The sequence below is a fragment of the Streptomyces sp. NPDC005181 genome (assembly GCF_040608395.1).
Classification (GTDB): Bacteria; Actinomycetota; Actinomycetes; order Streptomycetales; family Streptomycetaceae; genus Streptomyces.
Genome location: NZ_JBEXID010000069.1, coordinates 1 through 18,057, shown reverse-complemented (window position 1 = coordinate 18,057; position 18,057 = coordinate 1). Strand labels below are relative to the sequence as shown.

General features: G+C 70.0%; 15 protein-coding genes and 2 pseudogenes. 5 read left to right on the top strand and 12 right to left on the bottom strand.

Annotation, left to right across the window (positions count from 1 at the left end; genetic code table 11):
• The first annotated feature begins 126 nt into the window (after positions 1–126).
• Both ABZV38_RS30450 and ABZV38_RS30445 read left to right on the top strand, forming a co-directional pair.
• Entirely contained in the window at positions 127–822 is a 696-nt protein-coding gene (locus ABZV38_RS30450; RefSeq protein ID WP_356331662.1) for a hypothetical protein, read from the top strand.
• Positions 819–1,847 (top strand): nucleotidyl transferase AbiEii/AbiGii toxin family protein, encoded by a 1,029-nt coding sequence (locus ABZV38_RS30445; RefSeq protein ID WP_356331661.1) that lies wholly within the window; start codon positions 819–821, stop codon positions 1,845–1,847. The genes ABZV38_RS30450 and ABZV38_RS30445 overlap by 4 nt, the downstream gene beginning before the upstream one ends.
• 87 nt (positions 1,848–1,934) lie before the next feature.
• Here ABZV38_RS30445 and ABZV38_RS30440 read toward each other — a convergent pair whose 3' ends face one another.
• Complete coding sequence (locus ABZV38_RS30440; RefSeq protein ID WP_356331673.1) at positions 1,935–2,288, bottom strand: hypothetical protein; 354 nt, start codon at positions 2,286–2,288, stop codon at positions 1,935–1,937.
• 250 nt (positions 2,289–2,538) lie between these two features.
• On the opposite strand from ABZV38_RS30440, the gene ABZV38_RS30435 reads away from it, so the two are divergent.
• Positions 2,539–3,312, top strand: coding sequence for a hypothetical protein (locus ABZV38_RS30435; protein ID WP_356331660.1), 774 nt, complete (start codon positions 2,539–2,541; stop codon positions 3,310–3,312).
• Here ABZV38_RS30435 and ABZV38_RS30430 read toward each other — a convergent pair.
• From ABZV38_RS30430 to ABZV38_RS30395, 8 genes are all read right to left on the bottom strand, one after another.
• The gene (locus ABZV38_RS30430; RefSeq protein WP_356331659.1) at positions 3,284–4,843 is read right to left on the bottom strand and encodes an NCS1 family nucleobase:cation symporter-1; all 1,560 of its coding nucleotides are present in this window, start codon (positions 4,841–4,843) and stop codon (positions 3,284–3,286) included. The two genes, ABZV38_RS30435 and ABZV38_RS30430, sit on opposite strands and share 29 nt — an antisense overlap.
• 106 nt (positions 4,844–4,949) lie before the next feature.
• A complete protein-coding gene (locus tag ABZV38_RS30425; protein ID WP_356331658.1) occupies positions 4,950–5,951 on the bottom strand; it encodes a TIGR03842 family LLM class F420-dependent oxidoreductase in 1,002 nt (333 codons plus the stop codon).
• 11 nt (positions 5,952–5,962) lie between these two features.
• Positions 5,963–7,363: a dihydropyrimidinase gene (gene hydA / locus ABZV38_RS30420; RefSeq protein ID WP_356331657.1), complete on the bottom strand. Its 1,401-nt coding sequence runs from the start codon at positions 7,361–7,363 to the stop codon at positions 5,963–5,965.
• A 465-nt stretch (positions 7,364–7,828) separates the two neighbouring features.
• Entirely contained in the window at positions 7,829–9,112 is a 1,284-nt protein-coding gene (locus ABZV38_RS30415; protein WP_356331656.1) for an aspartate aminotransferase family protein, read from the bottom strand.
• On the bottom strand, positions 9,109–9,951 hold the full coding sequence (locus ABZV38_RS30410) for a nitrilase-related carbon-nitrogen hydrolase (protein WP_327243505.1): 843 nt from the start codon (positions 9,949–9,951) through the stop codon (positions 9,109–9,111). The genes ABZV38_RS30415 and ABZV38_RS30410 overlap by 4 nt, the downstream gene beginning before the upstream one ends.
• A gap of 278 nt (positions 9,952–10,229) precedes the next feature.
• Positions 10,230–11,630 (bottom strand): hypothetical protein, encoded by a 1,401-nt coding sequence (locus ABZV38_RS30405; RefSeq protein WP_356331655.1) that lies wholly within the window; start codon positions 11,628–11,630, stop codon positions 10,230–10,232.
• Positions 11,631–11,774: 144 nt separating this feature from the next.
• On the bottom strand, positions 11,775–12,164 hold the full coding sequence (locus tag ABZV38_RS30400) for a PPOX class F420-dependent oxidoreductase (RefSeq protein WP_356331654.1): 390 nt from the start codon (positions 12,162–12,164) through the stop codon (positions 11,775–11,777).
• Between the two features lie 118 nt (positions 12,165–12,282).
• On the bottom strand, positions 12,283–12,555 hold the full coding sequence (locus ABZV38_RS30395; protein WP_356331653.1) for a helix-turn-helix transcriptional regulator: 273 nt from the start codon (positions 12,553–12,555) through the stop codon (positions 12,283–12,285).
• Between the two features lie 75 nt (positions 12,556–12,630).
• Here ABZV38_RS30395 and map point away from each other — a divergent pair, with 75 nt between their 5' ends.
• A complete protein-coding gene (map, locus tag ABZV38_RS30390) occupies positions 12,631–13,398 on the top strand; it encodes a type I methionyl aminopeptidase (protein ID WP_356331652.1) in 768 nt (255 codons plus the stop codon).
• A gap of 56 nt (positions 13,399–13,454) precedes the next feature.
• Here map and ggt read toward each other — a convergent pair whose 3' ends face one another.
• Positions 13,455–15,263 (bottom strand): gamma-glutamyltransferase, encoded by a 1,809-nt coding sequence (ggt, locus tag ABZV38_RS30385; protein WP_356331651.1) that lies wholly within the window; start codon positions 15,261–15,263, stop codon positions 13,455–13,457.
• A 105-nt stretch (positions 15,264–15,368) separates the two neighbouring features.
• Here ggt and ABZV38_RS30380 point away from each other — a divergent pair.
• Positions 15,369–15,608, top strand: a pseudogene (locus ABZV38_RS30380) (hypothetical protein); the annotation flags it as partial.
• A 150-nt stretch (positions 15,609–15,758) separates the two neighbouring features.
• Here ABZV38_RS30380 and ABZV38_RS30375 read toward each other — a convergent pair.
• Positions 15,759–17,519, bottom strand: a pseudogene (locus ABZV38_RS30375) (recombinase family protein); the annotation flags it as partial.
• 71 nt (positions 17,520–17,590) lie between these two features.
• Entirely contained in the window at positions 17,591–17,770 is a 180-nt protein-coding gene (locus tag ABZV38_RS30370) for a hypothetical protein (RefSeq protein ID WP_356331650.1), read from the bottom strand.
• Positions 17,771–18,057 lie beyond the last annotated feature (287 nt).

The window sequence follows — 18,057 nt, the reverse complement described above, 5'->3', positions numbered from 1 at the left end:
GGGGCGGTCCACTCAACCGTTCGGCGCGGAGTGCAGGGCGTGGCGGTGTGTGTCAGTGCCGGTTGCTACGTTCTCCGACAGCGGGCCGAGAGCCGCGCGCAGGACACAACCAGGCAGGTGGGGCCAGTGGGCACAGTCGTCGAGAGGGCGTTCCGGGGAGAGTTCGAGACGCACCTGACGGTGCGGCTCGATACCCGTACCGTCGGCGGTGCGCGCCTGGAGGGCTGGGCCGATCACCACGGCCTGAAGCTCACTCATATCGTCCTGGACCGCGGTGCCATGCCCGACCAGCCCATGCTGACCGAGCAGGGCCGAGGCACCCTCATCGAGCAGCGGGCCGCCGCCCGGCTCCGGTCCGCCGAACTGCGGGCGGCGGGCTTCTCCGTCGTACGGGTGAAGATCGAAGCGGCTCCATGGAACGAGGACATTCCGCGGACGGCGGACGAGGCGGCCGAGCTATCGCCGGTCTGCCACTTCGAGCATCACGTCAAGCTGCTGCTTTCGGGTGAGCCGGAGGTGGCCTCGGCGCGGGCCGTGGCCGAGCGGCACAGCGCGCATCTGTCCCGCAACGCCCGCCGCGCCGTCCGGCACGGGCGCCACGAACGGTTCGTCACCCAGCGCTGCCGCGCGGTCGGCCGTCCGGAGGCCCGCGCCCGGCTCGAGGCCCTCCTCGGTGCGCTGGCCGCCGCCGGCCTCGAAGTTGCGGAGGTCGAGGAGGAGTTCGTGGTGCACGACGACCATCCGGCGGTGGACGCGGGGTGGATCGACGAACGGGCCGGGCAACGGGCCGCGGAGCGAGGCGAGCAGTGGGTGACCGCATGAGCGCGGCGGACCGGCCGTTCCCCGGCGAGCCGACCTTCCGCGACCCTTCCCTCGCGGCGCGCTGGCGGACCGCCCGGCGCACCGTTCAGGACCATCTGCTCCAGGTGATCACCGAGTCGTCATGGGGCGACGGCCTGATCCTGCGCGGCAGCCTGCCCCTCCAGGCCTGGGTGGGCGCCGCTGCCCGGGAACCGGGCGATCTGGACTGGATCGTGCTGGAGCCGTCGACGGACGACTTCGTCGACCGCCTCGCCCCCTATCCGTACGTCGACGGGATCGACGTCGTCCAGCAGTGGCCCGAAGCCGCGGACGGCGCGGCGGCCCCCGAGCTGTGGACGGACGGCGACAGCCCCGCCACCGGCGGCGCGCGGCCCGTGCTCGCACCCGAGGGCCTGCGCTGGCTCGACTCCGATGCCCTGGAGCCGAGTCCCGAACCGCGGGACGAGGTCGCCGCAGCGCTCAAGGCGGGTCCGCCACCGCCCGAGGGCATCCGGATCGATCCTGGCGCGGTGACGTCGGACGGCGTATGGATGTACCGGACGTACGAGACGCCCGGCGTGCGCGTCGTCGTCCCGTGGCAGGCGGACGGGCTGCCGCCGGGCCGGCTGCGGATGGATTTCGCCCAGGACGAGCGGCTGCCCGAGGCTCCGGTGTGGACGGCCTGCCCGCGGATCGACGGCGGGCCGCCCCTGCCGGTGCGCACGGCCGGTCAAGGACTCTCGCTCGCCTGGAAGCTGTTGTGGCTCTCCGAGGACTGGCAGGCCGAGGGCCGGTCGGCAGCCAAGGACCTGTACGACGCGGTGCTGCTGGCCGAACACCCGCGGACCCGGTTGTCGCCGCGGCTGCTGCGCACGGTGCTCGGCCCGCACGCGTCCGGTTTCAGTCCGGAGGCGGTGCTGGACTGGCTGGTGGACTGGTCGGCGTTCCACGCGGAACACCGCTGGGTGGACGGCGATCCGGACAGGCTGCGGGCGCGGTTGGCCCGTGCGCTCGCCGCACTTCTGGACCGGGCTCCGGAGCGCTGATGACGCGGTCGACGAGTCGGAGACCGTCTCGGGGGCCGATACCCGCGGCGGCGCACGACATCGGCCACCGCAGGTACCGCACAAGCCTTACGGCTGGACGCTGATCTCGCCGATCCCGGTGCCGAGGCCGGCGCAGTGCGCGGTGGACTGGCCGGACTGACCCGGGTTGAGGGTGACGTGTTCACCGTCCACGTCCGGCGACCAGCCGCAGACCAGGTGCACCCAGAAGGTCTGCGCCGTGGTGCCGTTGTTCCGGCACAGCGCGTATCCCGTGTAGTCGTCGATCTCGTGCTTGCCCGTCTCGCAGGACAGACCGGGCGGCGTCGCCCTGGGCGAAACAGCGGTGGCCGTGGTCGCGGGTACCGCGAGGGCGGCGGTCGCCCCCGCGACCACGGCGCCCCGCAGCACGGCCCTGGACACACTCCCCATGGACCTGGACATCGACATGGACATGGACAACTTCATGTTTCGCTTTTCCCCTTCGCGGTGACGAACTCGGTGCCCCGACACCGTCCCCCACTGTCCGTGACCAGAAACAAGGCAGCACCTCACCCTGTGTACGCGGGTGGGAGTCTTGCATGTGCCGGTGGGGGTTGCGATCCGAAATCGCGGCCGATCCCGCCGCGGCGTACGCTCGAAAGGTCGGACCGCGGAACTGAACGGCCCGGCAGCCCCTGCCGAGGGAGGCGACGTGACCGGCGAACGCATCGGCACGCGTGCGACCGCCTGGGCAGCGACCGTCGTGGTCGGGCTCACGAGCGGCGGCGTGATCGGCGCAGATACGGCGCGGGCGGACGACTCCATCGACACGCTCTCCGCCCAGCAGATCGTCGACCGCTCCCGCGACGCCTTTCTGAGCGCTCATTCCCTGCACCTCAGCACCCGCGGCGATCCAGGCAACGGCAGCGCGCCGACGAGCCTGGATCTCATCGTGGACCGGGCCGGCAACTGCACGGGGTCGGTGGGTCTCGGCGGGAAGCTGGGGTCCGTCCGGATCGTGAAGCGGGGCAACACCGTGTGGGTCAAGCCGGACGCCGACTTCTGGAAGAACCGGGCCCCTGGCGTCGGCTCCGCCCTCGCCGCGATCCTCGCCGGGCGCTATATCAAGGGCTCGGCCTCGGACCCACGGCTGAGCAGCCTGTCGAGCGCCTGCGACCTGGACACGTTCCAGAAAGTGGTCAGCGACAACGCGGACACCGGCAAGGGGACGCTGACGAAGGGAAGGAAGACCACACTCGCGGGGGCTTCCGTCGTCCCGCTGGTCCGGACGTGGCACGGTCAGAAGCTGACGATGTACGTCGCGGCCACGGGCAAGCCGTATCCGCTGAGAATCGATGTGACGGGCGGCTCGCCGAAGGCGGACGCGACCGTGGGCTTCTCCGCCTTCGACAAGCCGGTGCCCACGACCACGCCGCCGCCGGACGAGACAGTCGACATCAGTGCGCAGGAGACCCGGACGACCTGACGGCCTGCCTCCCGCTGAGCAGCACGTACAGCACCAGCGAGGAGGCCAGGCCGACCGCCCAGCCGTAGTCCGCGAGCGGCTTCAGGAACGGGATCAGGCCGTCCGCCGGGAACGGGCCCTTGCCGGGGGCCGAGTGGGAGCCGCCGATCGCGAGGACGCCGCCGACCGCGAAGGCCAGGACGGCGCGCCAGTTCCAGCCCTGCGTGTACCAGTAGCGGCCGCCGGGGCGGTAGAGGTCGACGAGGTCGAGGACGGTGCGGCGGACGATCCAGTAGTCGGCGATCAGGATGCCCGCGACCGTACCGAGCAGGCCTCCTACCAGGCCGAGCCAGGTGAAGATGTACAGCTCGGGGGTCTCGGTGAGCTTCCACGGCATGATCAGGACGCCGACGACGCCCGTGATCAGCGCACCCTTGCGGAAGTTGATGAGCTTGGGTGCAAGGTTGGCCAGGTCGTACGCGGGTGACACCACGTTCGCCGCGATGTTGACGGAGATCGTCGCGATCAGCACCGTCACCAGGGCGTAGAGCAGACCGAAGACGTTGTCGGTCCTGGCGACGAGCTGGACCGGGTCCCAGATCGCCTCGCCGTACACGGCCTGCGAGCCGGAGGTGACCAGGACCGAGAGGAGCGCGAAGAGCGTCATCGTGGTCGGCAGGCCCAGCGACTGCCCCCAGACCTGGGCACGCTGTCCGGCGCCGAAGCGGGTGAAGTCGGGGATGTTCAGGGAGAGCGTGGCCCAGAAGGCGATCATGCCCATGAGGGACGGGAAGAAGACCGGCCAGAAGTCCGCGCCCCAGCCGAGCTTCGACGGCTGGTCGAGGAGCGGGCCGAAGCCGCCGGCCTTGACGGCGACCCAGATCAGCAGCACCACCGCGCCGACGATGACGAACGGCGCCGCCCAGTTCTCGAACCGTCGCAGGGTGTCCATCCCCCGGTAGATGATGGCGAGTTCGAGCGCCCAGAAGAGGACGAAGCAGAACCAGAGCGTCCAGGGCTGACCGCCGATCTCGGCGGCATTCGCCCAGCCGCCGAAAATCTTCCCGAGCAGGGTGAAGATGCCGACGCCGCCGATCCAGGTCTGGATGCCGAACCAGGCGCAGGCCACCGCGGCGCGGATCAGCGCGGGCAGATTGGCGCCGCGCAGGCCGAAGGAGGCGCGGGCCAGAACGGGAAACGGGATGCCGTACTTGGGTCCGGCGTGGCCGGTGAGCAGCATCGGCCCGAGCACGATGAGGTTGGCCAGCGCGATGGTGAGGACGGCTTGTTTCCAGTCCATGCCGAGGGCGACGAGCCCGGAGGCGAGCATCCAGGACGGGATGTTGTGGGCCATCCCGACCCAGAGCGCGGCGAAGTTGTACGTGGTCCAGTTGCGCCGCTCCAGGGGAACGGGCAGCAGGTCGTCGTTGATGAAGCGGTTGTCGGCGGGGACGGCGCCGGGGGCGAGTTCCACGCGTCCTGACAGGTCGGGTATCAGGTCCTGCGAGGGAGTCGATGGAGTCGGCGGGGTGGGTGGGGCTGTCGATGCCATGGCGGCTGGACCCTTCGCTCGGGAGCGGTGCCGTGCGGGGCTGTGAAGCGGGGGGGAGGAGAGAGAAGCGGGGGGGTTGGAGACGCAGGGCGTGCGGAGAGGAGGGTCAGCGGGACAGTGCGGGGATGATCTCGGAGCCGTAGGCGTCGATGGTCGCCTCGCGTGCGTCGTGCATGTTGTAGACCGCGAACTGGTCGACGCCCAGGTCGCGCAGTGCCTGAAGCTTCTCGATGTGCGCCTCGGCGGGGCCCAGCAGGCAGAACCGGTCGACGATCTCGTCCGGCACGAAGGCGGTGTCCGGATTGCCGGTGCGGCCATGGTGGCTGTAGTCGTAGCCGGACCGCCCGGCGATGTACTCGGTGAGGGCCTCCGGGACCAGTCCGGAGTGTGCGCCGTACCGGGACACCAGGTCCGCCACATGATTGCCGACCATCCCGCCGAACCAGCGGCACTGCTCCCGGGCATGGTCGAGGTCGTTGCCGACATAGGCGGGGGCTGCGACGCAGATGGTCACGGCGTCCGGGTCGCGGCCCGCCTCCGCCGCCGCGTCACGTACCGCCTTGATCATCCACTCGGTGAGGTACGGGTCGGCGAGCTGGAGGATGAAGCCGTCGGCCTTCTGCCCGGCGAGGGCGAGCGCCTTCGGGCCGTACGCGGCCATCCAGACCGGCAGTTTGCCGTCCTTGACCCACGGGATCTGGACCTGCTGTCCGTCGATGATCGCCTCCCGGCCCTCGGCGAGGTCGCGGATGACGTCGATGGCCTCACCGAGGCGGGCCAGAGTGTTGGGCCTGCGTCCGGCGACCCGCATCGCCGAGTCGCCCCGGCCGATGCCGCAGACGGTGCGGTTGCCGTACATGTCGTTGAGGGTGGCGAAGGTGGAGGCGGTCACCTCCCACGTGCGGGTGCCCGGGTTGGTGACCATGGGGCCGACGACGAGGCGTTCGGTGTGTTCGAGGATGCGGCTGTAGATGACGAACGGTTCCTGCCAGAGCACCGCCGAGTCGAAGGTCCACCCGTAGCGGAACCCGTTGCGTTCGGCGCGGCGCATCAGGCCGACGACGGCGGAGGCGGGCGGGTCGGTCTGGAGGACGAGTCCGAAGTCCATGACAGGTGCTCCTAGTCCAGATACTGGCTGGTGGCGCGCGGGGTGTACATGCCGTGGCCCGCGCGTCCCGTGAACTTCCGCTGATCGATGACGACTTCGCCGCGCGAGAGGACGGTGTCGACCTGTCCGGTGAGCCGCTTCCCCTCGTACGCCGAGTAGTCGACGTTCATGTGATGGGTCTCTGCGGAGAGGGTCTGCTCGGCGTGCGGGTCGTAGATGACGACATCGGCGTCGGCGCCCGGGGCGATGGTGCCCTTCTTCGGGTAGAGACCAAACATCCGGGCCGGGGAGGCGCAGGCGATCTCGATCCAGCGGCGACGGGAGATGCGGCCCTCCACGACCGCCTGATGCAGCAGGTCCATCCGGTTCTCCACACCGGGCATCCCGTTCGGGATCTTGGAGAAGTCGCCGCGGCCCATCTCCTTCTGACCGGAGAAGCAGAACGGGCAGTGGTCGGTGGAGACGACCTGGAGCTCGTTGTTCCGCAGGCCCCGCCAGAGCGCCTCCTGGTGCTCCTTGGGCCGCAGCGGGGTGGAACAGACGTACTTGGCGCCCTCGAAGTCCGGTTCGGCGAGGTTGTCGGTGGAGAGGAAGAGGTACTGCGGACACGTCTCGCCGAAGACCGGAAGTCCCTTGTGGCGGGCGGCCGCCAGTTCGGCGACGGCCTCGTCGGCCGAGACATGCACGACATACAGCGGGGATCCGGCGACGCGGGCGAGCTGGATGGCGCGGTGGGTGGCCTCGGCCTCCAGCGCCACCTTGCGGACATCGCCGTGGTAGCGCGGGTCGGAGCGGCCCGCGGCCAGCGCCTGCTCGACGAGGACGTCGATCGCGATGCCGTTTTCGGCATGCATCATGATCAGCCCGCCGTTGCCGGCGGCCCGTTGCATGGCACGCAGGATCTGGCCGTCGTCGCTGTAGAAGACACCGGGGTAGGCCATGAACAGCTTGAAGGAGGTGACGCCCTCCGAGACCAGTAGGTCCATCTCCCCCAGCGTGGACTCGTTCACGTCGGAGAGGATCATGTGGAAGGCGTAGTCGATGGCGCAGTTGCCGTCGGCCTTCGCGTACCAGGCGTCGAGCCCTTCGCGGACCGCGCGCCCCACGGACTGGATGGCGAAGTCGATGATCGTGGTGGTGCCGCCCCAGGCGGCCGCCCTGGTCCCGGTCTCGAAGGTGTCGGCGGCGTAGGTGCCGCCGAACGGCATCTCCATGTGCGTATGCGCGTCGACACCGCCGGGGATGACGTACTTGCCGGTGGCGTCGATGGTCCGGTCGGCGGTCCAGCTCTCGGCCGCGGCGGTGCCGTGCGCGGCGAGTGCGGCGATGCGGCCGCCCTCGATGAGTACGTCTGCGTGGAGTTCGTCGGACGCGGTGATGACGAGGCCGCCGTGGATGACGGTGCGGCTCATGTACCCCTCCTCACTGTGGCGGAACGGGTCTACGCACGTAGACAAGGTGCGTGGTGAAGAACGTAGAAGTGGGTTGCCCACTGTGGCAATACCACTGCGGCTAACCGCTGAAGACGTTTCCGTTTCCGGGCATGGCGTACACCGTCGGCCCAAAGCCGACACCGCGTCACGTCGTATACATCGGTGCGCGGATGTGGCGGGAGGTGAGCCGCCCGGCGCGGCAGGCCAGGTTCGGGGGAGCGAACCTGCCGCGCCGCACCGGGCGACGCGTAGCGGGGTCCCTCGGCAGGAAATGACGGCGCCCCGGCTTCGGACCGGGATCAGATACGGATGCGTCGTCCCGGCCGAGGCGTGCGGCCCGGGGGGACGCCGGAATCAGGCGTCCCCCTTTGGGGGGTGTCCGGCGGATCCGGGCCGGACACGCCCTGGTCGTGACTCGGGGGCCGTGCCGGTGCTTCGGGCACCTCACCCCACCGCGTGCAGCGCGTCGGCGAGGATCCTCGCGCCCTCCTCCGCCTCGGCGATGGACAGCGACAGCGGCGGGGCGATCCGCAGCACGCTGGTGTTGTGCCCGCCACCCTTGCCGAGGAGCAGCCCACCCTCGCGGGCCGCTTCGAGTACGGCGGTCGCCGCTTCCGGGTCGGCCTCGTCGGTGCCGGGCTTCACCAGCTCGATGCCGATCATCAGGCCCCGGCCGCGCACTTCGCGTACGCACTCCACTCCGGCGCCGATCGCCCGCAGCCGCTCGATGAGCAGTCCGCCGACGCGTCGCGCGTTGCGCTGGAGGTCGTGTTCCAGGAGGTACGAGAGGTTGGCGAGGCCTGCCGCCATGGTGACCGGCGAGCCGCCGAACGTCGAAATGGAGTTGGCGTCCAGGCAGTTCATGACATCGGCGCGGGCCACGACACCGCCGATCGACATGCCGTTGCCGATGCCCTTGGCGAAGGTGAGCATGTCCGGCGGTCCGTTCCGGTCGTGCGCCTGCCAGCCCCAGAAGTGTTCGCCGGTACGGCCCCAGCCGGTCTGCACCTCGTCGGAGATCCACAGGATGCCGTGCCGGCTCAGCACTTCCCGGAACGCCGCGAACAGGCCGTCGGGCGGGGAGGTGAATCCGCCGACGCCCTGGATGGGTTCGGCGATCAGCGCGGCGGCGCCGCGGGTGTGCCCGAGCAGATCCTCCAGATCGGCCACGCACGCCTTGATGAACTGTGCGTCGCTGAGTTCCGCGTACGGTCCCCGGGTGCGGACGCCGCCGTGGACGTACAGCGTCTGCAGCGGGGACAGACTCGTGGGCGACCAGGCCTTGTTGCCGGTGATGGAGACGGCCGAGAACGACCTGCCGTGGTAGCTGTTGCGCATCGCGAGGACCTGGTTCGACCCGCGGTACGTGGTGGCGAGCAGCAGGGCCGTGTCGTTGGCCTCGGTGCCGGAGGTGGTGAAGAAGACCCGGGCGTCCGGAATGCCGGAGAGCGTGGCGATGCGCTCGGCGAGTTCGACCATCGGCCGGTTCAGGTAGAGCGTCGAGGAGTGGATCAACCGCCCGGCCTGCTCACTGACCGCCTTGGTCACTTCGGGCAGGGCGTGTGCGGTCATCGTGGTGAGGATGCCGCCGAAGAAGTCGAGGTAGCGATTGCCGTCCGCGTCCCAGACATGGCGGCCCTCGCCATGGGTGAGCTCCAGCGGGTGCCGGTAGTAGAGCGCGAGCCATTCGGGGCTGACGGCGAGATGGCGTTGGTGGAGACTGCTCACGGCTCCACCAGTCCTTCGTACGCGTCGGGGCGGCGGTCCCGGTAGAACGCCCACTGCTGGCGAACCTCCTCGATGAGACCGAAGTCGAGGTCACGGACGAGGAGTTCCTCCTCCTTGTCGCTGGCCACCTCCCCGACGAACTGGCCGCGCGGATCGACGAAGTAGCTGGTTCCGTAGAAGTCGTTGTCGCCGTACTCCTCCTGGCCGACGCGGTTGATCGCGGCGACGAAGTACTCGTTGGCGACGGCGGATGCGGGCTGTTCCAGCTGCCAGAGGTAGCTGGACAGGCCCCGTGAGGTGGCGGACGGGTTGTACACCAACTGGGCTCCGTTCAGTCCGAGTTGACGCCACCCCTCGGGGAAGTGCCGGTCGTAGCAGATATAGACGCCCACCTTGCCGACGGCGGTGTCGAAGACCGGCCAGCCGACATTTCCGGGCTTGAAGTAGTACTTCTCCCAGAAGCCCTTGACCTGCGGGATGTGATGCTTGCGGTACTTGCCGAGGTAGGAGCCGTCGGCGTCGATCACGGCGGCGGTGTTGAAATAGAAGCCGGACTGCTCGATCTCGAAGACCGGCACGACGATCACCATGCCCGTCTCGCGGGCGAGCTCCTGCATCCGCCGGACGGTCGGCCCGTCCGGGACGGCCTCGGCCCAGCGGTAGTGCTCGGGCTCCTGCACCTGGCAGAAGTAGGGGGCGTTGAACACCTCCTGGAAGCCGATGATCTTCGCCCCCTGCCGGGCGGCCTCGCGAGCATGCTCCTCATGCTTGGCGATCATGGATTCGGTGTCGCCGGTCCAGGTCGCCTGGACGAGTGCGGCGCGTACGACGTGGGACATGAGCTGCTCCTTCGACGCGGCGTCAGAGAGCCTCTACGCGATTTCTACGCACGTAGACTCGGTGCATAGGAGGAGAACGTAAGCCCCGCCACACGGCGGGGCAAGACCATCGCCATGAACCGGCTGAGTCGATCACGTTTCATACCCGTGCGGTCCACACTTCCGATCACCTCGCGCCCCGGCTGCACGCTCAGGTCTCACGGGCAGCGCCGCGTCACCACCCCGTCTCCGCATCGCGTGACGCCACCTCGACGGACCGGGCCCTCACCGGACGTCCGCTAAGGGGTGTCCGCAATGCCCGCCACGCGCAGGGCGTGCACCAGGTCCCACTCCCGCTCCGGTGACACCGTACGGGCGGCGGCCAGAAGTTGCGGAACGAGTTGGCGCGGATCGCCCGCCGCGATCAGGGCCGCATCCTCCGGGGTGCGTACGCGGACGAAGGCGCCCATCAGCGCCTGCGCCTCCGGTTCGAGACCTGCCCGGTCCAGGGCGAGCACGGCGTCGGCGATCTCCGCCGCGGGCCGCGCCACTCCTTGGCGCAGCAACTGCCCGCAGTCGTCGGCCCGGCCGGCGGCGGCCAGTGCACCGGCCGCGGCGGCCAGCTCGACGGGCGGCAGCGAGGACACCTCCCACAGCAGGGTCGCCCAGTCGGCCGCCAGACCCGACCTGTGCAGCTCCACGGCGAGCAGGGGCAGCCGGCCGGCAGGCCAGCCGGCAGCCTCGCACAGCACGCCGTGGGCCTCGCCGCTGCGACCCTCCGTACGCAGCCGGACAAGCGTCTCCACGGCTTCGGTGGCGGCGCGTTGCGCGGCGGGGTCCGGGGCGGGCCGGGCGGACGTACGGTCCCGGCCGTCGGCGTCCGCCTCGGTGGAGGCGCCCCCGAAGCGGGCGCCGCGCGGGACGGCGGCGTTGACCGGCGGGACGGGGAGCACGGGCACGGCGACGGGGGCGGCGACGCCGGCGTCGTCGTCCTCCACCTCAAGTCCGGCGAAGCGGGCGCCGCGCGGCTTCTTGCGCTTGGGGGCGGGGGGTTGGGGTCGGTCGGGGGCGGAGGATGACGGTCCGGCGGCAGGGCGCCGGCGGGCGTCGGGGGCCCTCTCGCTTCCGGCGACGGGAGCGGGGCCGGGTGCGGGCACCCGTGGCCTCACAGGTTCGGCACGGGGCTCCTCCTCCGCCCGGAACCATCCCTGCGGCACGGTCACGGCCGACAGCCGCTTGCGCAGGTCCGTGCAGCGCGCCGAGGCGCGCATGTGGTCGTCCTGGGCCCATGCCAGCGTGTCCGGGTCCGGCGGCTGCGCGCCGCTGTTCACCCCGGCCGCGCGCACCCGCTGGGCCGCGTACGCCTGCTCGCGAAGCATCAGCTCCAGGCGCTCGACGAGTGCCTGGCGTCCGCCCGGCCGCCGGTCGTGGGCGGCTGCCGATGCGGAGTACAGCGCGGCGGCGCGTACCGACTCGCGCTCGGCAAAACCGGTGCCGCGTTCGCCGGCCAGATCCTGCAGCAGCGACTCCACCACGTCCCACGGCGGGATCTCCGCCCCGTCGAGGCAGGCCCGCATGCCGGCGGGGTCGCGTCGGCAGAACACTCCGTACCAGCCGCGCCCCGGGTCGAGCAGGGCCGTGAGGTTCCGCAGATATTGCGCGAACTCGGCTACTTCTCCAGCAAGTTGATGCACCGTCATCGTCGCCCTCACCCAGCGTCGACTGGAGTACTCCAGTCCGCAGGCATTCGATCGCAGGCGTGTTACGGGACGGCTACGCACACTTTTCGGCTGGGGTGCGGTCGGCGCACCGCCGCGGGCGCACGCCCCCCACGGCAGGCCGGGTCAGAAGGTGACGGCGATCCCGATGTGGGGGCGCTTGCCGAGCCGCACCACCATCGCCGGCCAGTCGACCAGCCAGAACTTCCAGGTGTACTTGCGGGCGAGTACCTGGCGCACCGCGCGTGTCCCCGCCTCGTCGAGCAGCCGCGCCGCACCCTCTGCGCTCGGCGCGCCCTCCGCGATCCGGCCGCGCACGTCGCAGACCGTGACGACCACCCGGCTGTCCTTGCGCAGCCGTTTCACCTTCCACGAGTCGGCGCGGGTCCAGATCAACAGCTCGTCGCCGTCGGCCGCCGCCCACACGGGCGTGGCAACGGCGGTGCCGTCCTTCCGGTACGTGGTCAGGCTGACGTACGCGCTGCGGTCGAAGTCCTGCAGAGTCCGGGAAGTCACGGCGGTGACCCTACGCGCCCCGGCACCGGGTGCGCACCCGGCGGGTACCGACCGGGCGACGGGTGCGGGCGCGGGTGCGGGCAGTGACCGGCCCGGCCGCGCCCGTACGGCTCCGCGGTCAGCCGGCCAGCGGGACGGCCACATCCGGTTCCGGGGCGCAGCGCATCAGGAGCTCGTCCATGGAGAGGCCCAGCGCCCCGGCCAGTGCCGCGACGGTGAAGAACGCGGGGGTCGGGGCGCGGCCTGTCTCGATCTTGCGCAGCGTCTCGGCGGAGATGCCGGCGCTCGCGGCGATCTCGACCATGCTGCGGGCGCCTCGCGCCTCGCGGAGCAGCCGGCCGAGCCGTTCGCCGCGCAGGCGTTCTTCCGGGGTCAGAGGCGTTCGTACCATGCAGACAGTCTAGTACTGCCGTTATTCTCATACCGCCGTTATTCTCATACCGCTTCGACCGGTATAGTAATTGGCATGGTCCAGCTCAAGACAGATACATCCATAGAGGCGATGCGCGAGGCAGGCCGGGTCGTGGCCCAGTTGCTGACGGCCGTACGGGAGGCGGCGGCGGTCGGCGTGTCGCTGCGCGAGCTCGACGAGGTGGCGCGCGACGTGCTGCGCGGGGCGGGCGCCGGGTCGCCGTTCCTGAACTACAAGCCGCATTTCGCGCCCACCCCGTTCCCCGCCGTGATCTGCGCGTCCGTCAACGACGCGATCGTGCACGGCATCCCGAGCGACCAGCGGCTGCGCGACGGCGACCTGGTGAGCATCGACGCGGGCGCGACGCTCGACGGCTGGGTCGGCGACTCGGCGATCAGCTTCACCGTCGGCCGCGCCCGGCCCGCCGACACGCGGCTGATCGACACTGCCTTCGAGGCGCTGGAGGCGGGGATCGCGGCGGCCGTCGTCGGCAACCGGATCGGCGACATCGCGCATGCGATCGGCACGGTCTGCCGGAAGGCCGGATACGGCATCCCGGAGGGCTTCGGCGGCCATGGTGTGGGCCGGTCCATGCACGAGGACCCGGCCGTCCCCAACGAGGGACGACCGGGTCGCGGCATGCCGCTGCGGCACGGGATGGTGCTGGCCATCGAGCCGATGCTGATCGGTGGCGGCCGGGACGCGTTCCACCCGGACCGGGACGGCTGGACGCTGCGCACGTCCGACGGGAGCCGGGCGGCGCACGCCGAGCACACGGTGGCGATCACGGATGCGGGACCCCGCGTCCTCACCGCGCTCTGACACCGCCCGACCGTGCACCATGAAGCAGCGGCGTGGGGCTATTCTTCGACGATCTGTCATGGATTCCCGCTCGGCTTCACGACCATCGCCGAACCGCCGCCGCGCCGGACCTTCTCCGCCGCGGCGAGCCACCGCCCGTCCGGCAGCCGCTGCACACCCGTGGCCGCCCCGATCTCGGGGTTGAGCTTGAAGACATGCCCCAGCGACTCCAGCTCGGCCCGTACCGGACTGTTCCACAGCCCTGGTTCGAGCTCCGTCGTCGGCGAGTTGCGCTGACTGGCGCGCGGCGCCGCGATCGCGTCGACCAGCGGAAGGTCCCGGTCGACGGTGCCGATGAGCGACTGGAGCACGGTGGTGATGATCGTGGCACCGCCCGGCGACCCCAGAGCCAGCACCGGCTGCCCGTGCTTCAGCACAATGGTCGGCGAGATCGAGGACCGCGGCCGCTTGCCCGGACCCGGTAGATTAGGGTCGTGCACCGCCGGGTTGGCGGGGGCGAACGAGAAGTCCGTCAGCTCGTTGTTGAGCAGATAGCCGCGCCCCGGCACGGTGATGGCGCTGCCGCCGGTCTGCTCGATGGTCAGGGTGTACGCGACGACGTTGCCCCACCTGTCGGCGGCCGTCAGATGCGTGGTGTTCTCCCCTTCGTAGGTCGTCGGGGCGGCCGTTCCACCCTGCGCGCAGTCGGCCGGGTGGCGCGGGTCGCCCGGGGCGAGCGGGCTGGTGAGCGCCGCATCGTCCTTGATCAGGCACTCCCGCGAGTCGGCGTACCGCTGGCTGAGCAGGTCGCGCGTCGGTACGTCCTCGAAGGCCGGGTCACCGACCCACCGCCCGCGGTCCGCGAACGCGATCCGGCTCGCCTCGATGTAGCGGTGCAGATACCGCGCCTCGGTCGCCCGCGAAAGGTCCGTGGACTCAAGGATGTTGAGGGCCTCTCCCACACTCGTGCCGCCGGACGACGACGGCGCCATGCCGTACACGTCGAGGCCGCGGTAGCCGACCTTCGTCGGAGCCTGCCGCAGTGCCCGGTAGGACCGCAGGTCCTTCGCCGTGAGGTCGCCGGGGCGCACCACGCGGGTCGCCTCCGGGTCGACGGGCGGCTTGCGCACGGTCCGTACGACATCGTCGGCCAGGTCACCGCGGTACAGCTCGTCGATGCCCTCGCGGCCCACCTTCTCGTACGTACGGGCAAGATCGGGGTTCTTGAAGACGGAGCCGACCACCGGCAGCTGCCCGCCCGGCAGGAAGAGCTTCGCCGTGTCCGGGAAGTCGGCGAACCTGGCCTGGTTGCCCTCCGTCTGCGAACGGAACGTGGAATCGACGACGAAGCCGTCCCGCGCGAGACGTTCGGCCGGCTTCAGCAGCCTGCCCAGCGACTTGCTGCCCCAGGCGTCGAGCGCGGTGCCCCAGGTGGCCGGAGTGCCGGGCGTGCCCACGCCCAGACCGCTGGTGACGGCGTCCGCGAAGGCGAGGGGCTTCCCGTTCTCCAGAAAGAGCGAGGAGTCCGCGCTGCGCGGGGCGGTCTCGCGGCCGTCGATGGTCTCCACGGTGTGCTTCTTGGCGTTGTAGTAGACGAAGTAGCCGCCCCCGCCGAGGCCCGCCGAGTACGGCTCGGTCACGCCGAGCGCGGCCGCGGTGGCCACGGCGGCGTCGACGGCGTTGCCGCCCTCACGGAGCACCTCGATCCCGGCGGCCGTCGCGTCCGCGTCGACGCTGGCGACCGCACCGCCGTATCCCACGGCGACGGGCGACTTGGGCGATGGCGCGGCCGGCGGCGCCAAGGAGGTCGGGGCGGCCGCACCAACCGTGATGACAGCGGCCAGTACACTCAATAACGACATGTTCCGCGCGACCGAACGTCGCATGGGCACCTCCGGTGAAGGATCGTCCGCGCAGGCTAACCCCGTCTCACCCGTCTCGTCAGGACCGCCGGTGAACATAGGTGCGAGAGACCGCTAACATGCCCGCCCATGACTGACGACGTACGCAACCTCGTGCTGGGCGTGATAGCAGTCGGTATCGGCGCCGCCCTCGGCTGGATCGCCCGCACCTATCTCTGGCGCCGCAAGCTCCGTCGAAAGCAGGCCTTCTTCGGGCTGCCCGGAAACTCCGAGTGCCTGCTCGTCGTCAACCGCGACGCGGGCGGCGACGGAGCCGTCCACCGCCACGACGTCTTCGCCCTGCTCGAACTCTCGGCGCTGATCAAAGACAATGGCCAGCGGCTTCAGGCTCGCCCGTATCTCGACCGGGTCCGGCTGCCATGCCGGTACGGCCTCCATGTCCTTCAGCAACGTCATGGCCTCGGCCCAGACGCCAGCCTTCAGCCAGCGGTGGGCCTGCGTCTGCAGGGTCGTCCAGTCGATGCCGTACCGCTGCGCCAGCTCTTTGAACCGGTCGCCCGAGACAGCTTTGTCCAGTAGAGCCTCGACCATTGTGCGCCGGTCGATGACGGACCGAGAGCCGCCCATGAGAGGCTTGATCCGTTCCCACGCCTCGTCGGTCAGAACAGGAACGTCCTGGCCTTCCTGGAAGAACCACTCCCGAATCGCGCAGGCGATGCCCCTGCGTCGCGGGGCGCACCTGACGACCTTGGCCTGAAGACCCACCATGCGCAGCAACTCCGCCTTCTCCGCGGGCTCGATGTCCTTCAGGTTCCGCCGCGCCACCTCTGCGAGACGCTCCAGCCCCTGCAGGCGCTGACCCGCCTCGACAGCCTCCCTCTGCCAGGCTTTCGCCTCTAGGTGCTGCTTCTCCAGGCCCGCCAGGGCCTCTTCGTGAGGTATCGTGGCCCTTTCTGCGGCTTCTTCGGCCTCTTCCCGGCTTAGTCCTCGGCGCAGTGCCCGTTTGGCCGCTGCAGCGGCCGTGACATCGATCAGGTCTTCCGTCTCGGCGATCTGCTGATCCAGCTCGGATATGCGCTTGCTGTAGTCCACCCGCTGACTGGTGGCGTCCAGCCAGTCCTGGGCCATGGCCTTCATGCGGTCGGCGTCGCTCAGCAGCGCTACGACGTCGCCCCACATCTGCCGCTCGATACTGGTCGCCTCCAGGTAGGGACACGTGCAGCGGTCGCCGGCCCCGGCGTAGGACTCGTGCCGTCCCTTGCAGCGGTAGATCACCTCTGTGGGCCGGTGCTGATGCCCCTCATAGGTGCGATCGCACGGGCTGGTCATGAGGCCGGTGAGGATGTAGACCCTGGACCGGGTCTTCACCGCCGGTCGACGCTGGGTCATGGCAGTCCTCAGTCCCGCGATCTCCTCGCCGGTGAAGACTGGGGGCAGGTCGATGACGACGGTGTCCCCGTGGATGGGGTTACCGTCCGGGTCCCGCTCTGCCGATCTGCCGCGCCATACGACGCGGTTCTCCATGACCGCGTCGCCGAGCAGGCGGCATCTGATGTTCTTCGCGGTCCAGTGCGTGCCCGAACGCGTGTTGCGCTGCTCTGCGTTGAGAGTAAGGGCGGTTTCTTCCCAGCTCCGCTTCTCCAGGAAGACTTCCCGCGCCCTGCGGAGCGTGGCCGCCTCCTTCTCGCAGACAGCGTAGTGCGAGACGCCCTTCTTGCCCCGCTCGGCAATCTCCCAGCCGAAGGGAACCATGCCGCCGGGGTACAGGCCGTCTTCGGCCTTCTCCTGGATGCCGCCCTGGGTGCGCTCGCGGATCAGCTCGCGCTCCTCTTCGGCGTAATCGGCGTCCTTGCGCATCTGGCTGCGGCCGGCCGACGTGGAGTTGTCGGAGTCCCTCTTGACCACGGCCACGTACACCCCGAGGTCTTCCAGCTCCCAGACCCACTTCCAGAAGGCACGGCCCGTGCGGCCGATGCCTCGGCCCTCGTTAACCACGACCATGTCGAAGGGCCGTGGAACCTTACGGGCGTCCTGCATAAGGCGTTTCAGGTCCGGCCTGTCGTCGGCCTCCAGGCTGCCACTGAACCCTTCGTCGGCGTACGTGCCAACGTGTCTCCAGCCCTTCTTCTGGATGTAGCGGGCAGTGCGCTTGCCGGTGTACGAGATGCCGTAGCCCTCGGTCTGCTCCTCCGTGGAGACCCGGAGGTAGTCCACGGCTCGCAATGTCGCCGCACCGGCACGCAGCGGAGTGTCGACGGCGCGCGTGAGAGTCTTTCCCATGTCAGCCCCTTTCGGCTGGCCAGACCCCGGGGTATTGCCATACCGCCGGGGTCACCCATGCAGCGGCAATCTTAGGTCGCAGAAGTGTCGATGCGGGGCCGGAAAAGGATCTGCAGTACGCGGCGATAGGCGACGGGATCGGGTTCCTCGTTTCGGAAGGTGATGTCGACCCGCGGCGCCGGGCCGCCCTTGAAGTGTTCACGCAGCCACTCGCCGGCCGCCTCGGCCGGTATGGCTTCCCCGTTCCGCATGGGCCCTCCCTTACGAGCCCTGGTGCTCCTCCGCCCACAGACCGTGCTTCCATGGGGCGATCGACTCTGTGATGTGCTGCATGTTCGAGGCCCTATGCCACAGGGCTTGATCAAGTTCCGTAGGTGTCCGGATCGTTGGTGATGCCCAGGATGGGGAGTGCTCGTTGGGGCTCGTCGCGGATCGCCCGGGTGGTCTTGGCGATGTTGTCGGCTCCGAGGGTTTTCAGCGCGCCGATGGCGAGGTTGCGGAGGGTCGTCATGGCCCGTGGTGCGGTCCCGCTGTGGAC